The sequence below is a fragment of the Gelidimonas denitrificans genome, from assembly GCF_055694065.1.
The window spans coordinates 164303-182007 of record NZ_CM146350.1 but is presented as its reverse complement, the minus strand read 5'-3'; the positions used below and the strand labels follow the sequence as shown (position 1 = coordinate 182007).

The window sequence follows — 17705 nt, the reverse complement described above, 5'->3', positions numbered from 1 at the left end:
CGATAAATGCGACCAAATTGTTAATTAACGTGAGTACAGTTCGACGATCAAGGATTCATTGACATCTTTAGCGATATCGCTGCGATCAGGAACGGACTTGAAAGTGCCTTCCATTTTTTTGCTATCGACAGAAACCCACAACGGCATGCCGATTTGCTCTGCCAGAGAAAGTGCTTCCAAAATGCGCACTTGCTTCTTGGATTTCTCACGTACAGCAATCACATCACCTGGCTTAACTTGATAAGAGGCGATATTAACAACGATATCGTTTACCGTAAAAGCTTTATGGCTGACCAATTGGCGCGCTTCAGCGCGGGTAGAGCCAAAACCCATACGATACGCAACATTATCCAAGCGTGATTCGAGCAACGTTAGTAGACTCTCGCCGGTATTACCCTTACGACGGTCTGCTTCCGCAAAATAGCGACGGAACTGGCGTTCCAGAATACCGTACATGCGCTTAACTTTTTGCTTCTCGCGCAACTGATTACCATAGTCAGAGGTGCGAGCGCCAGACTTGATGCCATGTTGACCAGGCTTCACATCCAGTTTGCATTTTGAATCCAATGAGCGACGAGCGCTCTTGAGGAACAGATCAGTGCCTTCACGACGTGAAAGCTTGGCTTTAGGTCCAATATAACGTGCCACGGAATTTCCTTTTAATTATTGACGCTCCAAAAGCATAATCGAACTTCGATTAGCCGAGCGCTAGTATGATTACTCTGCAATCACACGGTGGTCTTAAAAAAATACCGCCAAATTATTTGGCGGGTAATTGCATCTGCTTTAGAAATTAACAGCAGATTAAATGCGGCGACGCTTAGGTGGCCGGCATCCATTATGCGGCACCGGTGTCACATCTTGAATTTGTGTAATCTTAATACCCAAATTATTTAATGCGCGTACTGCTGATTCGCGACCAGGGCCAGGACCCTTGATACGGACCTCCAGATTTTTAACGCCGCACTCAACCGCTACTTTACCTGCGGCTTCAGCAGCTACCTGCGCTGCAAATGGCGTCGATTTACGCGAGCCTTTGAAACCGGCCCCACCAGAAGTAGCCCACGAAAGCGCATTACCTTGGCGATCTGTAATGGTGATGATGGTGTTATTGAAAGAGGCATGCACATGCGCAATACCTTCAGCAACGTTTTTCTTAACTTTCTTGCGCACACGTGCTGCTGCGGCGCTATTCTGTGCTTTTGCCATAATTATTTCCTTGAATCCGAAGACTAATCAAGCTGACGCCGGATTATTTTTTCAGCGACTGAGCGGCTTTGCGCGGACCCTTGCGAGTACGAGCATTGGTACGAGTACGCTGACCACGGCAAGGCAAGCCTTTGCGATGGCGCATACCACGATAACAACCAAGATCCATAAGGCGCTTGATGTTCATCGATATTTCACGACGCAGATCACCCTCAACGATAAATTTACCTATTTCGTCGCGAAGTTTTTCCAATTCGTTATCATCCAGATCCTTGACTTTTTTAGTCGTCAAGACACCTGTTTTATCACAAATTTTTTGGGCCCGCGGGCGCCCTACACCATAAATGGCTGTTAAGCCAATGATAGTGTGCTGATGGTTTGGGATATTAACCCCTGCAATACGTGCCATTCGTTATTCCTCAATAATAACGCTAATTAACCTTGGCGCTGTTTATGACGCGGCTCAGTGCAAATAACACGAACAACGCCTTTGCGCTTGATAATTTTGCAATTGCGGCAGATCCGCTTAACTGATGCGAGAACTTTCATTTTTGCCCTCTTCTTTCACTTCTTGGTTCGATTCGTATTAAAAACTATTTTGTACGGAAAACAATCCGCGCCCTGCTTAGATCATATGGCGTCAACTCCACAGTTACCTTATCGCCCGGCAATATACGAATATAATTCATGCGCATCTTGCCGGAGATATGACCTAAAACCACATGACCATTTTCCAACTTAACTCGAAATGTTGCATTTGGAAGATTCTCAAGCACTTCTCCCTGCAACTGTATAACATCATCTTTTGCCATTCGGTCTGCTCTTTCTAATGGGCGGTTATCGCTAAGGAATTCAGCCCTTGAAATTCGCTTTACGAAGCAACGATTCATATTGCTGAGACATGACGTAATTCTGTACCTGCGCCATAAAATCCATCGTTACAACAACAATAATCAACAACGATGTGCCACCAAAATAAAATGGCACTTTCCATCTTGCGATAAGAAATTCTGGTAATAAGCACACAAGCGTTATATATACAGCGCCCGCTAGAGTTAATCTCATCAAGATTTTATCAATATAGCGAGCAGTTTGATCGCCTGGTCTTATTCCTGGCACAAATGCACCGCTCTTTTTCAAGTTATCTGCCGTTTCCTTACTATTAAAAACCAGAGCAGTGTAAAAGAAACAGAAGAATATAATTGCGCCTGAGTACAATAATGCGTGAATTGGCTCGCCGGGCGCCATTGATGACGCCAAATCTTTTAAAAAACGAACAAATCCGCTTGAAGTATCCCCAGACGTAAACCAGCTGGTGATTGTAGCGGGAAACAAAATTATTGATGAAGCAAAAATTGGAGGGATTACACCCGCCATATTAAGTTTTAACGGCAAATGACTACTTTGCCCTCCATAAATTTTGTTACCAACTTGCCTCTTTGCATAATTGACCAGAATCTTGCGTTGTCCTTGTTCAATGAAGACAACCACAAAAGTGACACCAACTGCAACTAAACAAATAAATATTGCAGACAGAGCATTCATGGAGCCCGTACGAACCAACTCAAACAGGCCAGTAACCGCTCCTGGCAATCCTGCCGCTATACCGGCAAAAATAATTATCGAGATGCCATTACCCAAGCCGCGCTCAGTAATTTGCTCACCCAGCCACATTAAAAACATTGTGCCTGTGAGTAACGTTACTACAGAGGTGAATCTGAACGCCATGCCGGGATCAATTACTAACCCAGCTTGTGACTCAAGTGCAACCGCGATTCCAAAACCTTGAAAAAGGGCCAATACCAAGGTTCCGTAACGCGTATATTGTGTAATCTTGCGTCTACCTGACTCTCCCTCTTTTTTGAGAGCCTCTAACTGTGGTGACACAATCGCCATGAGTTGCATAATAATCGAGGCCGAAATATACGGCATGATACCAAGTGCAAATACGGTAAAGCGAGAAAGAGAACCCCCAGAAAACATATTAAACATACCAAGAATGCCACCCTGGTTTTGTTTAAACAGTTGCGCCAACTGGGTAGGATCAATGCCAGGAACTGGAATATGAGACCCAACACGGTAAACCACTAAGGCCGAAAGAAGAAACCAAAGACGGCCCCAAGGGAACCCTCCGGATGCTCCTTTAGCTATTGCTGGACTAGTCGCCAATATAATGCTCCGATTACTCCAACTACTTAAGCTACTGAGCCGCCAAGAGCTTCAATTGCAACTTTTGCACCCTTAGTCACAATTAAGCCTTTAGTGGTAATCTTTTTGGTAAGTTCACCGCAAAAAATTACTCTGACTACTTTTGCTAGCTGTCCAATTACACCAGCCTGTTTTAACGATAACATGTCAATTTCTGCTAATGGCAATGCTTCTAAATCAGATAATCGCACCTCGGCCTTAAATGGCGTAGCTGTAGATTTAAAACCACGTTTTGGCAGCCGTCTTTGAAGCGGCATTTGCCCCCCCTCAAAACCGACTTTATGGAATCCACCAGAGCGTGATTTTTGACCCTTATGCCCACGCCCGGAAGTTTTCCCAAGACCCGAACCAATACCGCGGCCAACACGACGCTTTGCGTGTTTCGCTCCATCGGCAGGTTGAATTGTATTTAATTCCATGATTTACTCCGTTCGTAAGGCTGCACGCCTTATGCAACAACTTTTACAAGATACGATACTTTGTTGATCATGCCACGCACAGACGGCGTGTCCTGCAACTCAGAAATCGAATTAATACGGCGTAAGCCAAGACCTCGCACTGTCGCACGGTGAGATTCACGCGTACCAATCAGGCCTTTGACTAATTGCACTTTTACTGTGTTTGTCATCAGAGCTTCCTTAGCCTAAGATTTCTTCAACTGACTTGCCGCGCTTGGCAGCAATTTCAGATGGCGTACTCATCTTAGCCAAGCCGTTAAGAGTTGCGCGAACTAAATTGTATGGATTGCTTGAGCCGTTCGATTTTGCCACAACGTTAGTTACGCCCATGACTTCAAAGATCGCGCGCATCGCACCGCCGGCGATAACACCAGTACCTTCTTTAGCCGGTGCCATAAGAACTTTGGATGCGCCATGCTTACCAGTTATAGTGTGCTGCAGCGTACCGTCTTTAAGGCTAACCTTGATCATATTCCGGCGCGCTTCTTCCATCGCCTTTTGAACAGCAACTGGCACTTCTTTCGATTTACCTTTGCCCATACCGATACGGCCATCGCCGTCACCCACTACTGTCAACGCAGCGAAACCCATGATACGACCACCCTTAACCACTTTAGTTACACGGTTAATCGCAATCATTTTTTCGCGCATGCCATCATCGGGCTTGTCGCTTTGCATTTTTGCCTGCATTTTTGCCATGACGATTCTTCCTTAGAACTTCAGACCAGCTTCACGCGCGGCTTCAGCCAACGCCTTTACACGGCCATGGTAACGGAAACCGGAGCGATCAAACGCAACTTCGGTAATTCCTACTTTAAGTGCCTTTTCCGCCACGCGCTTACCGACCAAAGTCGCAGCTGCTGCATTGCCACCCCTGCCAGACTGTCCAGACAGCTCTTGCCGCACTTCTGCTTCCATAGTAGAAGCTGAAGCAAGAATTTTTGCATCTGGGCCAATAAGGTTCGCGTAGATATGTAGATTGGTACGGTGCACGGATAAACGGTTTACTTTTAACTCTGCGATCTTGGCACGAGTTTGACGTCCGCGGCGCAGCCGTGATTCTTTCTTGTCCATCGTCAGCCCCTATTACTTTTTCTTGGTTTCTTTAAGCTTTACCACTTCATCCGAATAACGGACGCCCTTGCCTTTATAAGGCTCAGGACTGCGGTAAGCGCGAACTTCAGCAGCAACCTGTCCTACACGCTGCTTATCGACACCTTTGATCAAAATCTCAGTTTGAGTTGGTGTTTCACATTTAATGCCTTCTGGCATCTGATGCACTACCGGATGCGAAAAACCTAGTGAAAGGTTTAACTTATTTCCTTGTGCTTGCGCACGATAGCCAACACCCACCAAGCTTAATTTCCGCTCGAATCCTTTAGTCACACCATTAACCATGTTATTGACTAAAGCACGCAGAGTTCCGGACATCGCATTTGCCTCTCGACTATCGTTCGAAACATCAAACTTCAATGCTCCATTGTCGTTGGTAACTTTTACCAAACCTGTCAAAGGCTGAGAAAGCATCCCTAAAGGACCTTTTACTACGATTTTGTCTGAAGAAATGGTGACTTCAGCACCGGCCGTCAGAGCAATCGGCATTTTACCTACACGAGACATCTTAAACTCCTTAGGCCACGTAGCAAATTACTTCGCCACCGACACCGGTTGCGCGTGCTTTGCGGTCTGTCATGACACCCTTTGGCGTAGAAACAATTGCCACACCCAGGCCATTCATTACACTAGGGATCTCGTCTTTACCTTTATAAACGCGCAACCCTGGACGGGAAACGCGCTCCAAACGCTCAATGACGGGACGATTTACATAATATTTCAAACCGATTTTGAGTTCAGCTTTACCCGCAGTTTCGGATACAGCGAAATCCTCAATGTAACCCTCGTCCTTTAGGACACTGGCAATCGCAACTTTAACCTTGGATGACGGCATTGATACCGTTGGCTTACTCACACTTTGTGCGTTGCGAATGCGGGTCAGCATATCGGCGATAGGATCGCTCATACTCATTGCATCTACTCCTATTACCAGCTAGCTTTAGTCATACCGGGAATTTCGCCGCGCATGGCTATTTCACGGAGCTTAATACGGCCCAAACCGAATTTACGGTAGGTACCACGTGGACGACCTGTCAGCGAGCAGCGATTACGCTGACGCGTCGGATTTGCATTGCGCGGAAGCGCTTGCAACTTGAGACGCGCCTCATAACGCTCCTCTTCCGACTTCGATTGATCATCAACTATGGCTTTTAATTCTGCGCGCTTACCGGCAAATTTCTTTACCAAGTCAGCACGTTTCTGCTCACGGTTAATCAGTGACAATTTTGCCATGTCGTCCTCAGTTTCTGAACGGAAATTTAAAGGCGACCAGAAGTGCTTTAGCTTCTTCGTCGTTCTTAGCTGTAGTCGTGATACTGATGTTCATACCACGCAATGCGTCAATCTTGTCGTACTCTATTTCGGGGAAAATAATTTGTTCTTTGACGCCAATATTGTAGTTCCCACGCCCATCAAATGCGCGGCCGGAAATACCCCGGAAGTCACGCACTCGCGGCATTGCAACCGTAATAAAACGATCCAAAAACTCATACATACGAGCCCCTCGCAAAGTTACCATACAGCCGATTGGATAACCTTCGCGAATTTTGAAACCCGCAATAGCTTTACGCGCTTTAGTGACAACTGGCTTCTGACCTGAAATTTTAGTCAAATCACCAACCGCGTGTTCGATAATTTTCTTATCAGCCACCGCCTCTGACAAACCCATGTTCAGAGTGATCTTAAGAATGCGCGGAACTTCCATGGCGGATTTATATGAAAACTTTTCCGTCAATCCAGCGACAATTTTTTCTTTATAGAATTCTTGGAGTCGAGCCATGATCTCTTAAACCTTAACAACTTCGCCACTGGATTTGAAAACACGGACCTTAACACCATCCACATCTTTAAAGCCAACACGATCTGCCTTGCCAGTTGCCACATTAAACAAAGCAATATTGGACACATGAATCGGCATCAACTTATCAACGATGCCACCTGTTGCGCCAGTCATTGGGTTAGGCTTAACTGCTTTTTTAGCTACGTTAATACCATCAACAACTACATGTTCAGCATCTACACGACACTGAACAACTCCACGCTTGCCTTTATCTTTACCAGTCAAGACGATGACTTCGTCGCTTTTTCGAATCTTATCCATAACGACTCCTTACAGGACTTCAGGCGCAAGCGACACGATTTTCATGAAGCGCTCAGTGCGCAACTCACGTGTTACCGGCCCAAAAATACGCGTGCCAATTGGCTCCAGCTTTGCATTAAGCAACACAGCTGCATTGCTATCAAACTTAACCAAAGAACCATCTTGACGACGAACGCCTTTAGCAGTACGTACCACTACTGCATTGTATATTTCACCCTTTTTCACACGACCGCGCGGGGCTGCAACTTTAACTGTCACCTTAATCACATCACCAATACCTGCATAGCGACGTTTTGAACCACCCAACACTTTAATGCACAAAACTTCTTTTGCGCCAGTATTGTCGGCCACTTCCAGACGGCTTTCTGTTTGAATCATAATATTCTCTTTTCCAACTTAACCCGGTTAAAGCGCAAGCGCATAAACGGTCAGTCTTGGTCCCGCCAGAACACTTATTAAGCGCACTGCTTGGGTGGACGTTATAGAAAAACTGGCTGAATTGCGAAACCCATACTAGGCTTTGCAAAATTCATTCAAGTTCATGAATGAAGCCAAGCATTATTACATTTAACGGCTTGGCCTGCAAGAGATAATTATACTAATTGTGCTACTTGTATGACACGAGTAACCGTCCAAGCCTTAGTTTTGGAAATTGGACGCCCCTCTTGTATCTCAACAGTATCACCTTCTTTAGCCTGGTTTGATTCATCATGCGCATGATACTTGTTCGAACGCATAATGATCTTGCCATACAAAGGGTGCTTGACGTGGCGCTCAATCTGGACGGTGACAGTTTTATCCATCTTGTCTGATACAACTTTGCCAATCAGAGTACGCTTAAGCGTTTGCTTCACTTGATCGTTCATTACTTGGCGTCCTTCAGATTCATGACAGTCTTCACGCGAGCAACGTCACGGCGCACTTTTTTTAGCTGTGAAGTATTGTTTAATTGCTGTGTAGCGATTTGCATACGCAGACTAAACTGCGCTTTCAGCAGGTCATTCAGCTCTTTCGTCAGCGCTGCTTGATCTTTGCCACGGAGCTCAGATAAATTCATGTTTCACTCCTATTATTGGCCGACTTGACGCACGACAAACGTAGTCAATAACGGCAATTTAGACGCTGCCAGACGAAATGCTTCTCGGGCCAACGCTTCGTCTACACCATCCATCTCATACAGCATTTTTCCCGGCTGGATTTCAGCAACGTAATACTCCGGATTACCTTTTCCGTTACCCATACGAACTTCCGCCGGTTTCTGCGAAATTGGCTTATCCGGAAAAATACGAATCCAAATACGGCCGCCACGCTTAATATGACGAGTCATGGCACGACGGGCAGCTTCAATTTGACGCGCTGTGATGCGTCCGCGTGCGACTGCCTTTAATCCAAATTCACCGAAAGATACAGCTGTACCACGCGAGTGGGAGATTCCTGTATTCCGGCCTTTTTGCTCTTTACGATATTTTCTGCGCGCTGGTTGCAGCATGATTATTCTCCTGGTTTCTCAGCTGATACCGCTACTGCACTATCAACGAGGCCATCTGGCTTCTTGGTGTGAACACGCTTAGCTACGGAGGAAGGTGCTGTTGTAGCAACTGGCCCGTCAACCCTCTTGGCACGTGGTCGGCCTGCTGGCTTACCGTCATCGCGACGTGGGCCGCGGCGTTTTTTCTCATCATCGAATGGAGTTTCTATTACAGGCGTTTCACCGCTAGGTAAACGATCGCCTTTGTATACCCATACTTTGATACCAATAATGCCGTAAGTTGTCTGTGCCTCACCAAAGCCGTAATCGATATCTGCGCGCAAAGTATGCAGAGGTACACGCCCTTCGCGATACCACTCTTTACGTGCAATTTCGATACCATTCAAACGGCCGGATGACATGATTTTGATGCCAAGAGCACCTAAACGCATAGCATTTTGCATTGCGCGCTTCATGGCACGGCGGAACATGATACGTTTTTCCAATTGCTGAGCAATTGAATCCGCAATCAATTGCGCATCTGTTTCTGGCTTACGAATTTCTTCGATATTTACATGGACAGGCACGCCCATAATCTTGGTCAATTCAGTTTTGAGAACTTCAATGTCCTCGCCCTTTTTACCAATTACGACACCTGGACGTGAGCTAAAAATAGTGAAACGCGCATTTTTTGCAGGTCGTTCGATTAAAACACGACTAACAGACGCGTTCTTCAATTTCCTCTTCAGGTAGGCACGTGCCTTGAGATCTTCACTGAGCATAGCGGCAAAATTGCTATTGCCAGCATACCAACGCGATCCCCAGTTACGGGTAACCGAAAGACGAAAACCGGTAGGGTGAATCTTCTGTCCCATCGTGACTCCTTAGTTGCCGACAGTCACGTATATGTGACAGGATTGCTTGGAAATTCGATCACCACGGCCTTTAGCGCGCGCAGTAAAACGTTTTAGGACCGAGCCTTTTTCGACGAAGATAGTTTTCACTGTCAACTCATCAATGTCTGCACCATCATTGTGCTCAGCATTTGCGATTGCCGATTCAAGTACTTTTTTGATGATTACGGCACCTTTTTTCGGGCTGAAAGTCAAAATATTGAGTGCGTTGTCAATTTTTTTGCCGCGGATTAGGTCAGCAACAAGGCGGCCTTTTTGGGCCGACAAGCGCACACCACGGAGGGTTGCTTTAGTTTCCATCATGGACCTTATCTCTTAGCCTTTCTATCGGCAGCATGGCCTTTGAACGTGCGTGTCAACGCAAACTCACCAAGTTTATGGCCAACCATATTTTCGGAAACATAAACAGGTACATGCTGCCTGCCGTTATGTACCGCAATTGTCAAGCCAATAAAATCAGGCATGATGGTTGATCTACGAGACCATGTCTTAATTGGTTTTTTGTCTTTGTTAGCTTGCGCTGTCTCGACTTTTTTAACCAAGTGGGCGTCACAGAAAGGCCCTTTTTTCAATGAACGTGTCATGTGCTACCCCTTATTTCTTGCCACGGCGCGAGATAATCATAGAAGTCGTGCGCTTATTGCGACGCGTCTTCTTACCTTTGGTCTGCTGACCCCATGGCGACACTGGATGACGTCCGGCTGCAGTTTTACCTTCACCACCACCGTGCGGGTGATCTACAGGGTTCATAACAACACCACGAACTGTAGGACGAACACCACGCCAGCGCATTGCACCGGCCTTACCAATCTTGCGCAAATTGTGCTCGCCGTTACCGACTTCTCCGACAGTAGCTCTGCATTCAATATGAACGCGCCGCACTTCTCCAGATCGCAAGCGCACTTGAGCATAAGTACCGTCGCGAGCCATTAGCACAACGCCTGCACCTGCAGTACGTGCCATCTGAGCACCTTTACCAGGCAGCATCTCAACGCAATGCATGGTTGTACCGACAGGAATATTGCGAATGGGAAGGCAGTTCCCCGATTTAATGGATGCCTGCGGGCCATTCATCAATTGATCACCAACTGACAATCCCTTTGGTGCGATGATGTAATGACGTTCACCATCTGCGTAGCATAACAACGCAATATTTGCCGTACGATTAGGATCGTATTCAATACGCTCTACTTTTGCCACGATCCCATCTTTGTTACGACGAAAATCGATTACGCGGTAATGCTGTTTATGACCGCCTCCGATGTGACGAGTCGTAATGTGACCATTATTATTTCGGCCCGCACTCTTCGATTTTTTTTCTATAAGCGCTGCAAACGGCCGACCTTTATATAAATCGGCATTTACAACTTTAACCATGCCACGACGACCAGGCGAGGTTGGCTTTACCTTAACGAGCGCCATTATTTAGCCTCCTCGGAGAAGTTGATTTCTTGGCCCGGCTTCAAGCACACGAATGCTCGCTTGGTATGATTGCGACGGCCATTAAATTTACCTGAGCGTTTTTGCTTACCAATTCGATTGGCGACCTGCACAGATTCCACTTGAACCTTGAAAAGCAACTCAACTGCAGCCCTGATTTCTGGCTTAGTAGCATCAGGCATTACGAGAAAAATGACTTGCTCGTTTTTCTCTGCGACGAAAGTAGCTTTTTCAGAAATTACAGGCGCCAACAATACCTTCAATAAACGCTCTTCGCTATGTTTTACTGTCGTGTTCATGCCAGCATCTCCTCAATCTTGACCAATGCCGACTTTGTGATCACGATCTTCTTGTAGTGAACCAAAGAAACTGGATCAGCTTGGTGTGGCTCAACCACCAAAACATGTGGCAGGTTGCGCGACGCCAACAATAGATTTTCATCCAGAGAATCAGTAATTACCAACACCGAATCCAGACCCATAGCTTTCAGCTTTTGAGACAGAAGTTTCGTTTTCGGTGCCTCCAAGGTCAAATTTTCGATGACGAGCAACCGATCTTCACGTGCCAACTGGGAAAGTATCGAGCAAACACCCGCGCGATACATTTTCTTATTAACTTTGTGTGTGAAGTTTTCATCTGGTGAATTTGGGAAAATACGGCCACCACCACGCCACAAAGGTGAGGATGACATACCAGCACGTGCGCGCCCAGTACCTTTTTGACGCCAAGGTTTTTTAGTCGAGTGATGAACTTCTTGACGGTCTTTTTGTTTGCGATTGCCGCTGCGAGCATTCGCTTGATATGCAACTACTACTTGATGTATCAAGGCTTCATTGTAGTCACGCCCAAATACCGCATCTGGAGCGGCAACATTTGAGCCCGCTTGTCCTTGATCATTTAGGAGCTTAAGTTCCATTGATTACGCCCCCTTCTTAGCTTGCGCTTTAATAGCAGGCGTTACAACGACCTGACCATTTTTCGCACCGGGTATAGCACCCTTAACCAACAGTAGTTGGCGTTCAGCGTCAATACGCGTAATTTCAAGATTCTGCACTGTGCGCGTTGCATCACCCAGATGTCCTGTCATGCGCTTACCAGGAAATACACGACCTGGGTCCTGCGCCATACCAATTGATCCCGGCACATTATGCGAACGCGAGTTACCGTGCGTTGCGCGCCCTGAAGAGAAATGATAGCGCTTGATAACACCAGCATAACCCTTACCTATAGTCACACCCTGCACATCAACTTTTTGACCAACCTCAAACAAGCTAGCGGCCACCACATCGCCAGACTTCATTTCTGAAGCCTTAGCAGAATCGACACGAAATTCTTTGAGGAAGGAACCAGCCTCAACACCAGCTTTGGCGTGATGACCAGCAGTTGCCTTATTAACCCTGGAAGCACGGCGCTGACCGAATGCAACCTGCACTGCGGAATAACCATCTATAGCAGGCGTTTTAATTTGTGTTACTCGATTGTTTGATACGTCCAGAACGGTCACAGGAACTGAATTCCCATCATCCGTAAAAATACGCATCATACCAACCTTACGACCAACAAGGCCTAGGCTCATTGTTTTCTCCATTCCCACCTACGATTGGGCAGGGCTGACTGTTTGTACTACTGATAATGTGTGAGTACGCAAAATTGCGAACTCACACTGAAGCCGATTATTTTAACTCAATAACTTTATTTTTACAACGAGTTATGTTATGTCCGCCTTTAATTACTGTAATTTAATTTCAACATCCACACCAGCAGGCAAATCCAGTTTCATCAATGCATCTACAGTCTTATCTGTTGGGTCCACGATATCCATTAATCGCTGGTGCGTACGGATTTCAAATTGATCGCGGGAAGTTTTGTTGACGTGCGGTGAACGCAGTACATCAAAGCGTTGAATCCGCGTTGGCAATGGTACCGGTCCCTTAACTACCGCGCCAGTTCGTTTTGCTGTTTCAACAATTTCAAGCGCAGACTGATCAATTAATTTATAGTCAAACGATTTCAGGCGGATACGGATTTTTTGATTTTGCATGATTATTCCTTAAAAGAACGAGCCGCGAAAGCTACTGCATTCGCGGCGATATGATTTGACGATTCCCGTCAAATCTAGAGTGCTATTTACTCAAGAATTTTTGCAACGACGCCAGCGCCTACAGTACGGCCACCTTCGCGAATAGCGAAGCGCAAGCCTTCTTCCATCGCAATCGGGTTGATCAATTTGACTGTGATGGAGACGTTGTCGCCTGGCATGACCATCTCTTTGTCTTTTGGCAATTCGATCGAGCCAGTTACGTCGGTAGTACGGAAGTAGAACTGCGGACGGTAATTGTTGAAGAACGGCGTGTGACGACCACCTTCATCTTTGGACAATACGTAGATTTCACCCGTAAAGTGATTGTGCGGCTTGATGGAGCCTGGCTTGGCCAGTACTTGGCCACGCTCTACGTCTTCACGCTTGGTGCCGCGCAAGAGTACGCCTACGTTGTCGCCTGCTTGACCTTGATCAAGCAGCTTGTGGAACATTTCAACGCCGGTGCAGGTGCTTTTGACGGTGTCTTTGATGCCGATGATTTCAATTTCTTCACCAACTTTGACAACGCCGCGCTCGATACGTCCGGTTACTACGGTGCCGCGTCCAGAGATGGAAAATACGTCTTCTACTGGCAGCAGGAAGGCACCGTCGATCGCGCGTTCCGGAGTCGGAATGTAGGTGTCGAGGGCATTGGCCAGGGCGAGGATGGCTTCTTCGCCCAGCGGGCCTTTGTCGCCTTCGAGTGCCAGCTTGGCGGAGCCTTTGATGATGGGCAGGTCGTCGCCAGGAAATTCGTATTTGACGAGCAGCTCGCGCACTTCCATTTCGACTAGCTCAAGCAGCTCTTCGTCATCTACCATGTCGCATTTGTTCAGGAACACGATGATGTACGGTACGCCAACTTGACGTGCCAGCAGGATGTGTTCGCGTGTTTGCGGCATTGGGCCGTCGGCTGCGGAACACACCAGGATTGCTCCGTCCATTTGTGCTGCGCCGGTGATCATGTTTTTGACATAGTCGGCGTGGCCTGGGCAGTCTACGTGGGCGTAGTGGCGCGCTTCTGTTTCGTACTCAACGTGCGAGGTGTTGATGGTGATGCCGCGGGCTTTTTCTTCCGGCGCATTGTCAATCTGGTCGTAACCCTTGGCTTCGCCACCAAATTTCTTCGACAATACGGTCGCAATCGCTGCCGTCAGCGTGGTCTTGCCGTGATCAACGTGTCCAATCGTGCCTACATTCACGTGCGGCTTGGTCCGCTCATATTTGCTTTTTGCCATTTCAAATTTTCCTTCAAAAAGAACGATTTATATATTTGTTTAAAAACTCACTCCTTGCGAAGTGAGAGATGCGATTGAATGCTTATTTGCTTTTAGCAGTAACGATTGCGTCAGCTACATTCTTTGGCGCTTCAGCATAATGTTTGAATTCCATCGTGTAAGTTGCACGCCCTTGCGTTGCAGACCGCAACGATGTCGAGTAACCAAACATTTCTGAAAGCGGAACTTCTGCGCGTATTACTTTACCGCCACCACCAGCAATTTCATCCATACCTTGAACCATGCCGCGACGGGAAGATAAATCACCCATCACAGTACCGGCGTAATCTTCTGGCGTTTCCACTTCTACCGCCATCATTGGCTCAAGGATCACAGGACTCGCCTTGCGACAACCGTCTTTGAAAGCCATAGAGGCCGCCATACGGAAGGCGTTTTCATTCGAGTCGACATCGTGATATGAACCGAAAAACAATGTCACTTTCACGTCCACGACCGGATATCCGGCCATGACACCTGAAGTTAATGTCTCTCTGATGCCTTTTTCGACTGCAGGAATATATTCGCGCGGAACGGTACCGCCCTTGATCGCATCAACGAACTCGAATCCCTTGCCTGGCTCTTGCGGCTCGAGCTTCAGTACAACGTGTCCGTATTGACCGCGGCCGCCAGACTGCTTGACAAACTTGCCTTCTATCTCCTCACAGGTCTTACGAATCGTTTCGCGATAAGCAACTTGCGGCTTACCCACCGTTGCCTCAACGTTAAATTCACGTCGCATACGATCAACGATAATATCAAGGTGCAACTCGCCCATGCCTGAGATTATGGTCTGCCCAGATTCTTCATCTGTTTTGACGCGGAAAGATGGGTCTTCTTGCGCGAGGCGATTAAGGGCCAGGCCCATTTTTTCCTGATCCTGCTTGGTCTTTGGCTCCACAGCTTGTGAAATCACAGGCTCAGGAAACACCATGCGCTCCAGCGTAATAATGGCGCTTGGATCGCACAACGTTTCGCCAGTAGTAGCCTCTTTCAAACCTACCGCTGCTGCAATATCACCGGCGTGTACTTCCTTGATTTCTTCACGCTGGTTGGCGTGCATCTGGAGGATACGGCCAAGTCGTTCTTTTTTATTTTTGACTGGATTGAATACGGTATCGCCCGACTTCGCCATACCCGAATATACACGGAAGAAAATCAGTTGCCCGACAAACGGGTCCGTCATGATCTTGAATGCAAGCGCCGAGAATTTCTCATCATCCGCGGCTCTACGCGTTGTAGGCTCATCGTCTTCGTCCAGCCCGCCGACAGGTGGAATATCCACTGGCGATGGCAGGTACTCAATTACGCCATCCAGCATGGCTTGCACACCCTTATTTTTAAAGGCCGTACCGCACATCATTGGCACTATTTCATTCGCAATGGTGCGTTGGCGCAGGGCGGTTTTAATATCGGATTCGGATAAGTCACCTTCATCCAAGTATTTATTCATCAACTCTTCGGTAGCTTCAGCTGCTGCTTCCACCATTTTTTCACGCCATTCCTTAGCCGTTTCCAAGAGCTCAGCGGGGATTTCACGATAATCAAACTTCATACCCTGCGAGGCATCATCCCAATAGATTGCCTTCATCTTGACCAGGTCAACTACACCCAAGAAATTCTCTTCCGCGCCAATCGGGATTTGCAATGGAATTGGATTCGCCTTCAAACGTGTACGCATCTGTTCGTAGACTTTGAAGAAGTTTGCACCGGTGCGATCCATCTTGTTGACGAATGCCAAACGCGGCACTTTGTATTTATTGGCCTGGCGCCACACAGTCTCAGACTGCGGCTGCACGCCACCCACGGAACAGTACACCATGCAGGCACCATCAAGCACGCGCATCGAACGCTCAACCTCAATAGTGAAATCCACGTGACCCGGGGTATCAATAATATTGATATGGTGCTCCGGGAAATTATTGCCCATGCCCTTCCAGAAACAAGTGGTGGCAGCAGATGTGATTGTAATTCCACGCTCTTGCTCTTGTTCCATCCAGTCCATGGTGGCAGCGCCATCATGGACTTCACCAATTTTGTGATTCACACCGGTATAGAACAAAACGCGTTCAGTCGTAGTTGTTTTGCCAGCATCAATATGAGCTGATATGCCTATATTGCGGTAACGCTCTATGGGGGTCTTGCGAGCCATATTCAATCCTAAATTTTTAATGTATAAAACCGAGCGCCATTTTCTGAAAAAATGTGCCCGGCTTCGAATAAATTAAACACGCAGATAGCAACCTTCGCACACCTGAAGGAGCGATCGCTCAATCAGTTAAAAGCGGAAATGCGAGAATGCCTTGTTCGCATCCGCCATACGATGTACTTCATCGCGTTTTTTCATTGCGCCGCCGCGACCTTCTGCAGCCTCGAGCAACTCACCACCCAGACGTTGCGGCATGGATTTTTCGCTGCGCTTGTTAGCCGCCTCACGCAACCAGCGCATAGACAATGCCATCCGACGAACTGGCCGCACCTCTACTGGAACTTGATAGTTAGCACCACCAACCCGACGGGATTTTACCTCAACCATCGGCTTGCAATTACCAATCGCAGCAGCGAATACTTCCAACGGATCTTTTCCAGATTTGCTTTGAATATGCTCAAAAGCACCGTAGATAATATTTTCAGCAACAGATTTTTTGCCAGAAAGCATTAAAACATTTACAAATTTTGCGACATCAACATTACCGAATTTTGGATCCGGCAGGATTTCGCGCTTGGGGACTTCACGACGACGTGGCATTTCGATTCCTTTATCTCTTCAGTTGAATGCACTCTAGGCGCATTCGCGAATGGCCATCATAACCACCCACTTACTCGGCCCATTCGGGACCGACAACAACTCCGCAAACAACAGACATTGCGGGAATGATTATTTCTTGGCAGCTTTAGCGCGCTTAGTACCGTATTTAGACCGCGACTGCTTACGATCCTTAACGCCTTGCGTATCCAGTGCGCCGCGCACCATGTGATAGCGAACACCAGGCAAATCCTTAACACGACCACCGCGCAGCAGAACAACACTGTGCTCTTGCAGATTATGGCCTTCACCACCGATGTACGAGATAACTTCGAAGCCATTAGTGAGACGTACCTTTGCCACTTTACGCAACGCCGAGTTTGGTTTCTTTGGCGTCGTTGTATAAACGCGAGTGCAGACTCCGCGTTTTTGCGGGCTGTTTTCCAGCGCCGGCGATTTGCTCTTGACACGCGTAGAAACGCGTGGCTGGCGAATCAATTGATTGATGGTTGGCATCGTTATAAATCCAACAAAATTACAACGTTAATAACATGACCCCAAAATCTATAATTAAGGGACGCATACTTGGTACAACAGCGCATGCAATACGCCACTTGATTTCATAACCTCAAAAATGCAGGCATCGGCAAAGACAAAATACACTCAGCCTAAAATCGAGAACTGCCTAGTGTAA

General features: G+C 47.2%; 31 protein-coding genes. All 31 read right to left on the bottom strand.

Translation table 11 applies throughout. The features are described 5' to 3' along the window. Positions 1 to 24 precede the first annotated feature (24 nt). The gene (gene rpsD / locus FKCLFG_RS00915) at positions 25 to 648 is read right to left on the bottom strand and encodes a 30S ribosomal protein S4 (RefSeq protein WP_472614375.1); all 624 of its coding nucleotides are present in this window, start codon (positions 646 to 648) and stop codon (positions 25 to 27) included. A gap of 156 nt (positions 649 to 804) precedes the next feature. Then, a complete protein-coding gene (gene rpsK / locus FKCLFG_RS00910; RefSeq protein ID WP_025917968.1) occupies positions 805 to 1209 on the bottom strand; it encodes a 30S ribosomal protein S11 in 405 nt (134 codons plus the stop codon). Between the two features lie 43 nt (positions 1210 to 1252). Next, a complete protein-coding gene (rpsM, locus tag FKCLFG_RS00905) occupies positions 1253 to 1618 on the bottom strand; it encodes a 30S ribosomal protein S13 (RefSeq protein WP_472614374.1) in 366 nt (121 codons plus the stop codon). 26 nt (positions 1619 to 1644) lie between these two features. Continuing rightward, positions 1645 to 1758 (bottom strand): 50S ribosomal protein L36, encoded by a 114-nt coding sequence (gene rpmJ / locus FKCLFG_RS00900; RefSeq protein ID WP_014004415.1) that lies wholly within the window; start codon positions 1756 to 1758, stop codon positions 1645 to 1647. A 44-nt stretch (positions 1759 to 1802) separates the two neighbouring features. After that, the gene (infA, locus tag FKCLFG_RS00895; protein ID WP_472614373.1) at positions 1803 to 2021 is read right to left on the bottom strand and encodes a translation initiation factor IF-1; all 219 of its coding nucleotides are present in this window, start codon (positions 2019 to 2021) and stop codon (positions 1803 to 1805) included. A 40-nt stretch (positions 2022 to 2061) separates the two neighbouring features. Further along, a complete protein-coding gene (secY, locus tag FKCLFG_RS00890) occupies positions 2062 to 3378 on the bottom strand; it encodes a preprotein translocase subunit SecY (protein ID WP_472614372.1) in 1317 nt (438 codons plus the stop codon). 26 nt (positions 3379 to 3404) lie between these two features. Continuing rightward, entirely contained in the window at positions 3405 to 3836 is a 432-nt protein-coding gene (gene rplO / locus FKCLFG_RS00885; RefSeq protein ID WP_472614371.1) for a 50S ribosomal protein L15, read from the bottom strand. 29 nt (positions 3837 to 3865) lie between these two features. Then, on the bottom strand, positions 3866 to 4045 hold the full coding sequence (gene rpmD, locus FKCLFG_RS00880) for a 50S ribosomal protein L30 (protein WP_472614370.1): 180 nt from the start codon (positions 4043 to 4045) through the stop codon (positions 3866 to 3868). Positions 4046 to 4055: 10 nt separating this feature from the next. Then, a complete protein-coding gene (rpsE, locus tag FKCLFG_RS00875) occupies positions 4056 to 4574 on the bottom strand; it encodes a 30S ribosomal protein S5 (protein ID WP_472614369.1) in 519 nt (172 codons plus the stop codon). A 12-nt stretch (positions 4575 to 4586) separates the two neighbouring features. Beyond that, the gene (gene rplR / locus FKCLFG_RS00870; protein ID WP_472614368.1) at positions 4587 to 4949 is read right to left on the bottom strand and encodes a 50S ribosomal protein L18; all 363 of its coding nucleotides are present in this window, start codon (positions 4947 to 4949) and stop codon (positions 4587 to 4589) included. A gap of 12 nt (positions 4950 to 4961) precedes the next feature. Then, positions 4962 to 5495, bottom strand: coding sequence for a 50S ribosomal protein L6 (gene rplF / locus FKCLFG_RS00865; protein WP_472614367.1), 534 nt, complete (start codon positions 5493 to 5495; stop codon positions 4962 to 4964). Positions 5496 to 5505: 10 nt separating this feature from the next. Continuing rightward, positions 5506 to 5901 (bottom strand): 30S ribosomal protein S8, encoded by a 396-nt coding sequence (rpsH, locus tag FKCLFG_RS00860; RefSeq protein ID WP_472614366.1) that lies wholly within the window; start codon positions 5899 to 5901, stop codon positions 5506 to 5508. Positions 5902 to 5915: 14 nt separating this feature from the next. Beyond that, positions 5916 to 6221: a 30S ribosomal protein S14 gene (rpsN, locus tag FKCLFG_RS00855; protein WP_081801525.1), complete on the bottom strand. Its 306-nt coding sequence runs from the start codon at positions 6219 to 6221 to the stop codon at positions 5916 to 5918. 7 nt (positions 6222 to 6228) lie between these two features. Next, positions 6229 to 6768: a 50S ribosomal protein L5 gene (gene rplE / locus FKCLFG_RS00850; RefSeq protein ID WP_472614365.1), complete on the bottom strand. Its 540-nt coding sequence runs from the start codon at positions 6766 to 6768 to the stop codon at positions 6229 to 6231. 6 nt (positions 6769 to 6774) lie between these two features. After that, the gene (gene rplX, locus FKCLFG_RS00845) at positions 6775 to 7089 is read right to left on the bottom strand and encodes a 50S ribosomal protein L24 (protein ID WP_472614364.1); all 315 of its coding nucleotides are present in this window, start codon (positions 7087 to 7089) and stop codon (positions 6775 to 6777) included. 9 nt (positions 7090 to 7098) lie between these two features. Continuing rightward, positions 7099 to 7467, bottom strand: a complete 369-nt coding sequence (gene rplN, locus FKCLFG_RS00840) for a 50S ribosomal protein L14 (protein WP_472614363.1) — start codon at positions 7465 to 7467, stop codon at positions 7099 to 7101. 215 nt (positions 7468 to 7682) lie between these two features. Next, positions 7683 to 7955: a 30S ribosomal protein S17 gene (gene rpsQ, locus FKCLFG_RS00835; protein WP_472614362.1), complete on the bottom strand. Its 273-nt coding sequence runs from the start codon at positions 7953 to 7955 to the stop codon at positions 7683 to 7685. After that, a complete protein-coding gene (rpmC, locus tag FKCLFG_RS00830; RefSeq protein WP_472614361.1) occupies positions 7955 to 8146 on the bottom strand; it encodes a 50S ribosomal protein L29 in 192 nt (63 codons plus the stop codon). The genes rpsQ and rpmC overlap by 1 nt, the downstream gene beginning before the upstream one ends. A gap of 12 nt (positions 8147 to 8158) precedes the next feature. Further along, positions 8159 to 8578 carry a 50S ribosomal protein L16 gene (rplP, locus tag FKCLFG_RS00825; protein WP_472614360.1) on the bottom strand — a complete coding sequence of 140 codons (420 nt, stop codon included), beginning with the start codon at positions 8576 to 8578 and terminating at the stop codon, positions 8159 to 8161. Between the two features lie 2 nt (positions 8579 to 8580). Further along, a complete protein-coding gene (rpsC, locus tag FKCLFG_RS00820; protein ID WP_472614359.1) occupies positions 8581 to 9432 on the bottom strand; it encodes a 30S ribosomal protein S3 in 852 nt (283 codons plus the stop codon). Positions 9433 to 9441: 9 nt separating this feature from the next. Continuing rightward, positions 9442 to 9774 (bottom strand): 50S ribosomal protein L22, encoded by a 333-nt coding sequence (gene rplV, locus FKCLFG_RS00815; RefSeq protein ID WP_472614358.1) that lies wholly within the window; start codon positions 9772 to 9774, stop codon positions 9442 to 9444. A gap of 5 nt (positions 9775 to 9779) precedes the next feature. Next, entirely contained in the window at positions 9780 to 10055 is a 276-nt protein-coding gene (gene rpsS / locus FKCLFG_RS00810; protein WP_472614357.1) for a 30S ribosomal protein S19, read from the bottom strand. Between the two features lie 10 nt (positions 10056 to 10065). Continuing rightward, entirely contained in the window at positions 10066 to 10893 is an 828-nt protein-coding gene (gene rplB, locus FKCLFG_RS00805; protein WP_472614356.1) for a 50S ribosomal protein L2, read from the bottom strand. After that, on the bottom strand, positions 10893 to 11210 hold the full coding sequence (gene rplW, locus FKCLFG_RS00800) for a 50S ribosomal protein L23 (protein ID WP_472614355.1): 318 nt from the start codon (positions 11208 to 11210) through the stop codon (positions 10893 to 10895). Before rplW ends, rplB begins: the two co-directional genes overlap by 1 nt. Next, the gene (gene rplD / locus FKCLFG_RS00795) at positions 11207 to 11827 is read right to left on the bottom strand and encodes a 50S ribosomal protein L4 (protein ID WP_472614354.1); all 621 of its coding nucleotides are present in this window, start codon (positions 11825 to 11827) and stop codon (positions 11207 to 11209) included. The genes rplW and rplD overlap by 4 nt, the downstream gene beginning before the upstream one ends. Positions 11828 to 11830: 3 nt before the next feature. Further along, the gene (gene rplC, locus FKCLFG_RS00790) at positions 11831 to 12499 is read right to left on the bottom strand and encodes a 50S ribosomal protein L3 (protein WP_472614353.1); all 669 of its coding nucleotides are present in this window, start codon (positions 12497 to 12499) and stop codon (positions 11831 to 11833) included. 141 nt (positions 12500 to 12640) lie between these two features. Next, positions 12641 to 12952 carry a 30S ribosomal protein S10 gene (gene rpsJ, locus FKCLFG_RS00785; protein WP_472614352.1) on the bottom strand — a complete coding sequence of 104 codons (312 nt, stop codon included), beginning with the start codon at positions 12950 to 12952 and terminating at the stop codon, positions 12641 to 12643. A gap of 86 nt (positions 12953 to 13038) precedes the next feature. Continuing rightward, the gene (gene tuf, locus FKCLFG_RS00780) at positions 13039 to 14229 is read right to left on the bottom strand and encodes an elongation factor Tu (RefSeq protein WP_472614340.1); all 1191 of its coding nucleotides are present in this window, start codon (positions 14227 to 14229) and stop codon (positions 13039 to 13041) included. A gap of 82 nt (positions 14230 to 14311) precedes the next feature. Further along, on the bottom strand, positions 14312 to 16417 hold the full coding sequence (gene fusA, locus FKCLFG_RS00775) for an elongation factor G (protein WP_472614351.1): 2106 nt from the start codon (positions 16415 to 16417) through the stop codon (positions 14312 to 14314). A gap of 126 nt (positions 16418 to 16543) precedes the next feature. Beyond that, positions 16544 to 17014 carry a 30S ribosomal protein S7 gene (rpsG, locus tag FKCLFG_RS00770; RefSeq protein WP_472614350.1) on the bottom strand — a complete coding sequence of 157 codons (471 nt, stop codon included), beginning with the start codon at positions 17012 to 17014 and terminating at the stop codon, positions 16544 to 16546. A 129-nt stretch (positions 17015 to 17143) separates the two neighbouring features. Continuing rightward, on the bottom strand, positions 17144 to 17527 hold the full coding sequence (gene rpsL / locus FKCLFG_RS00765) for a 30S ribosomal protein S12 (RefSeq protein WP_472614349.1): 384 nt from the start codon (positions 17525 to 17527) through the stop codon (positions 17144 to 17146). Positions 17528 to 17705 lie beyond the last annotated feature (178 nt).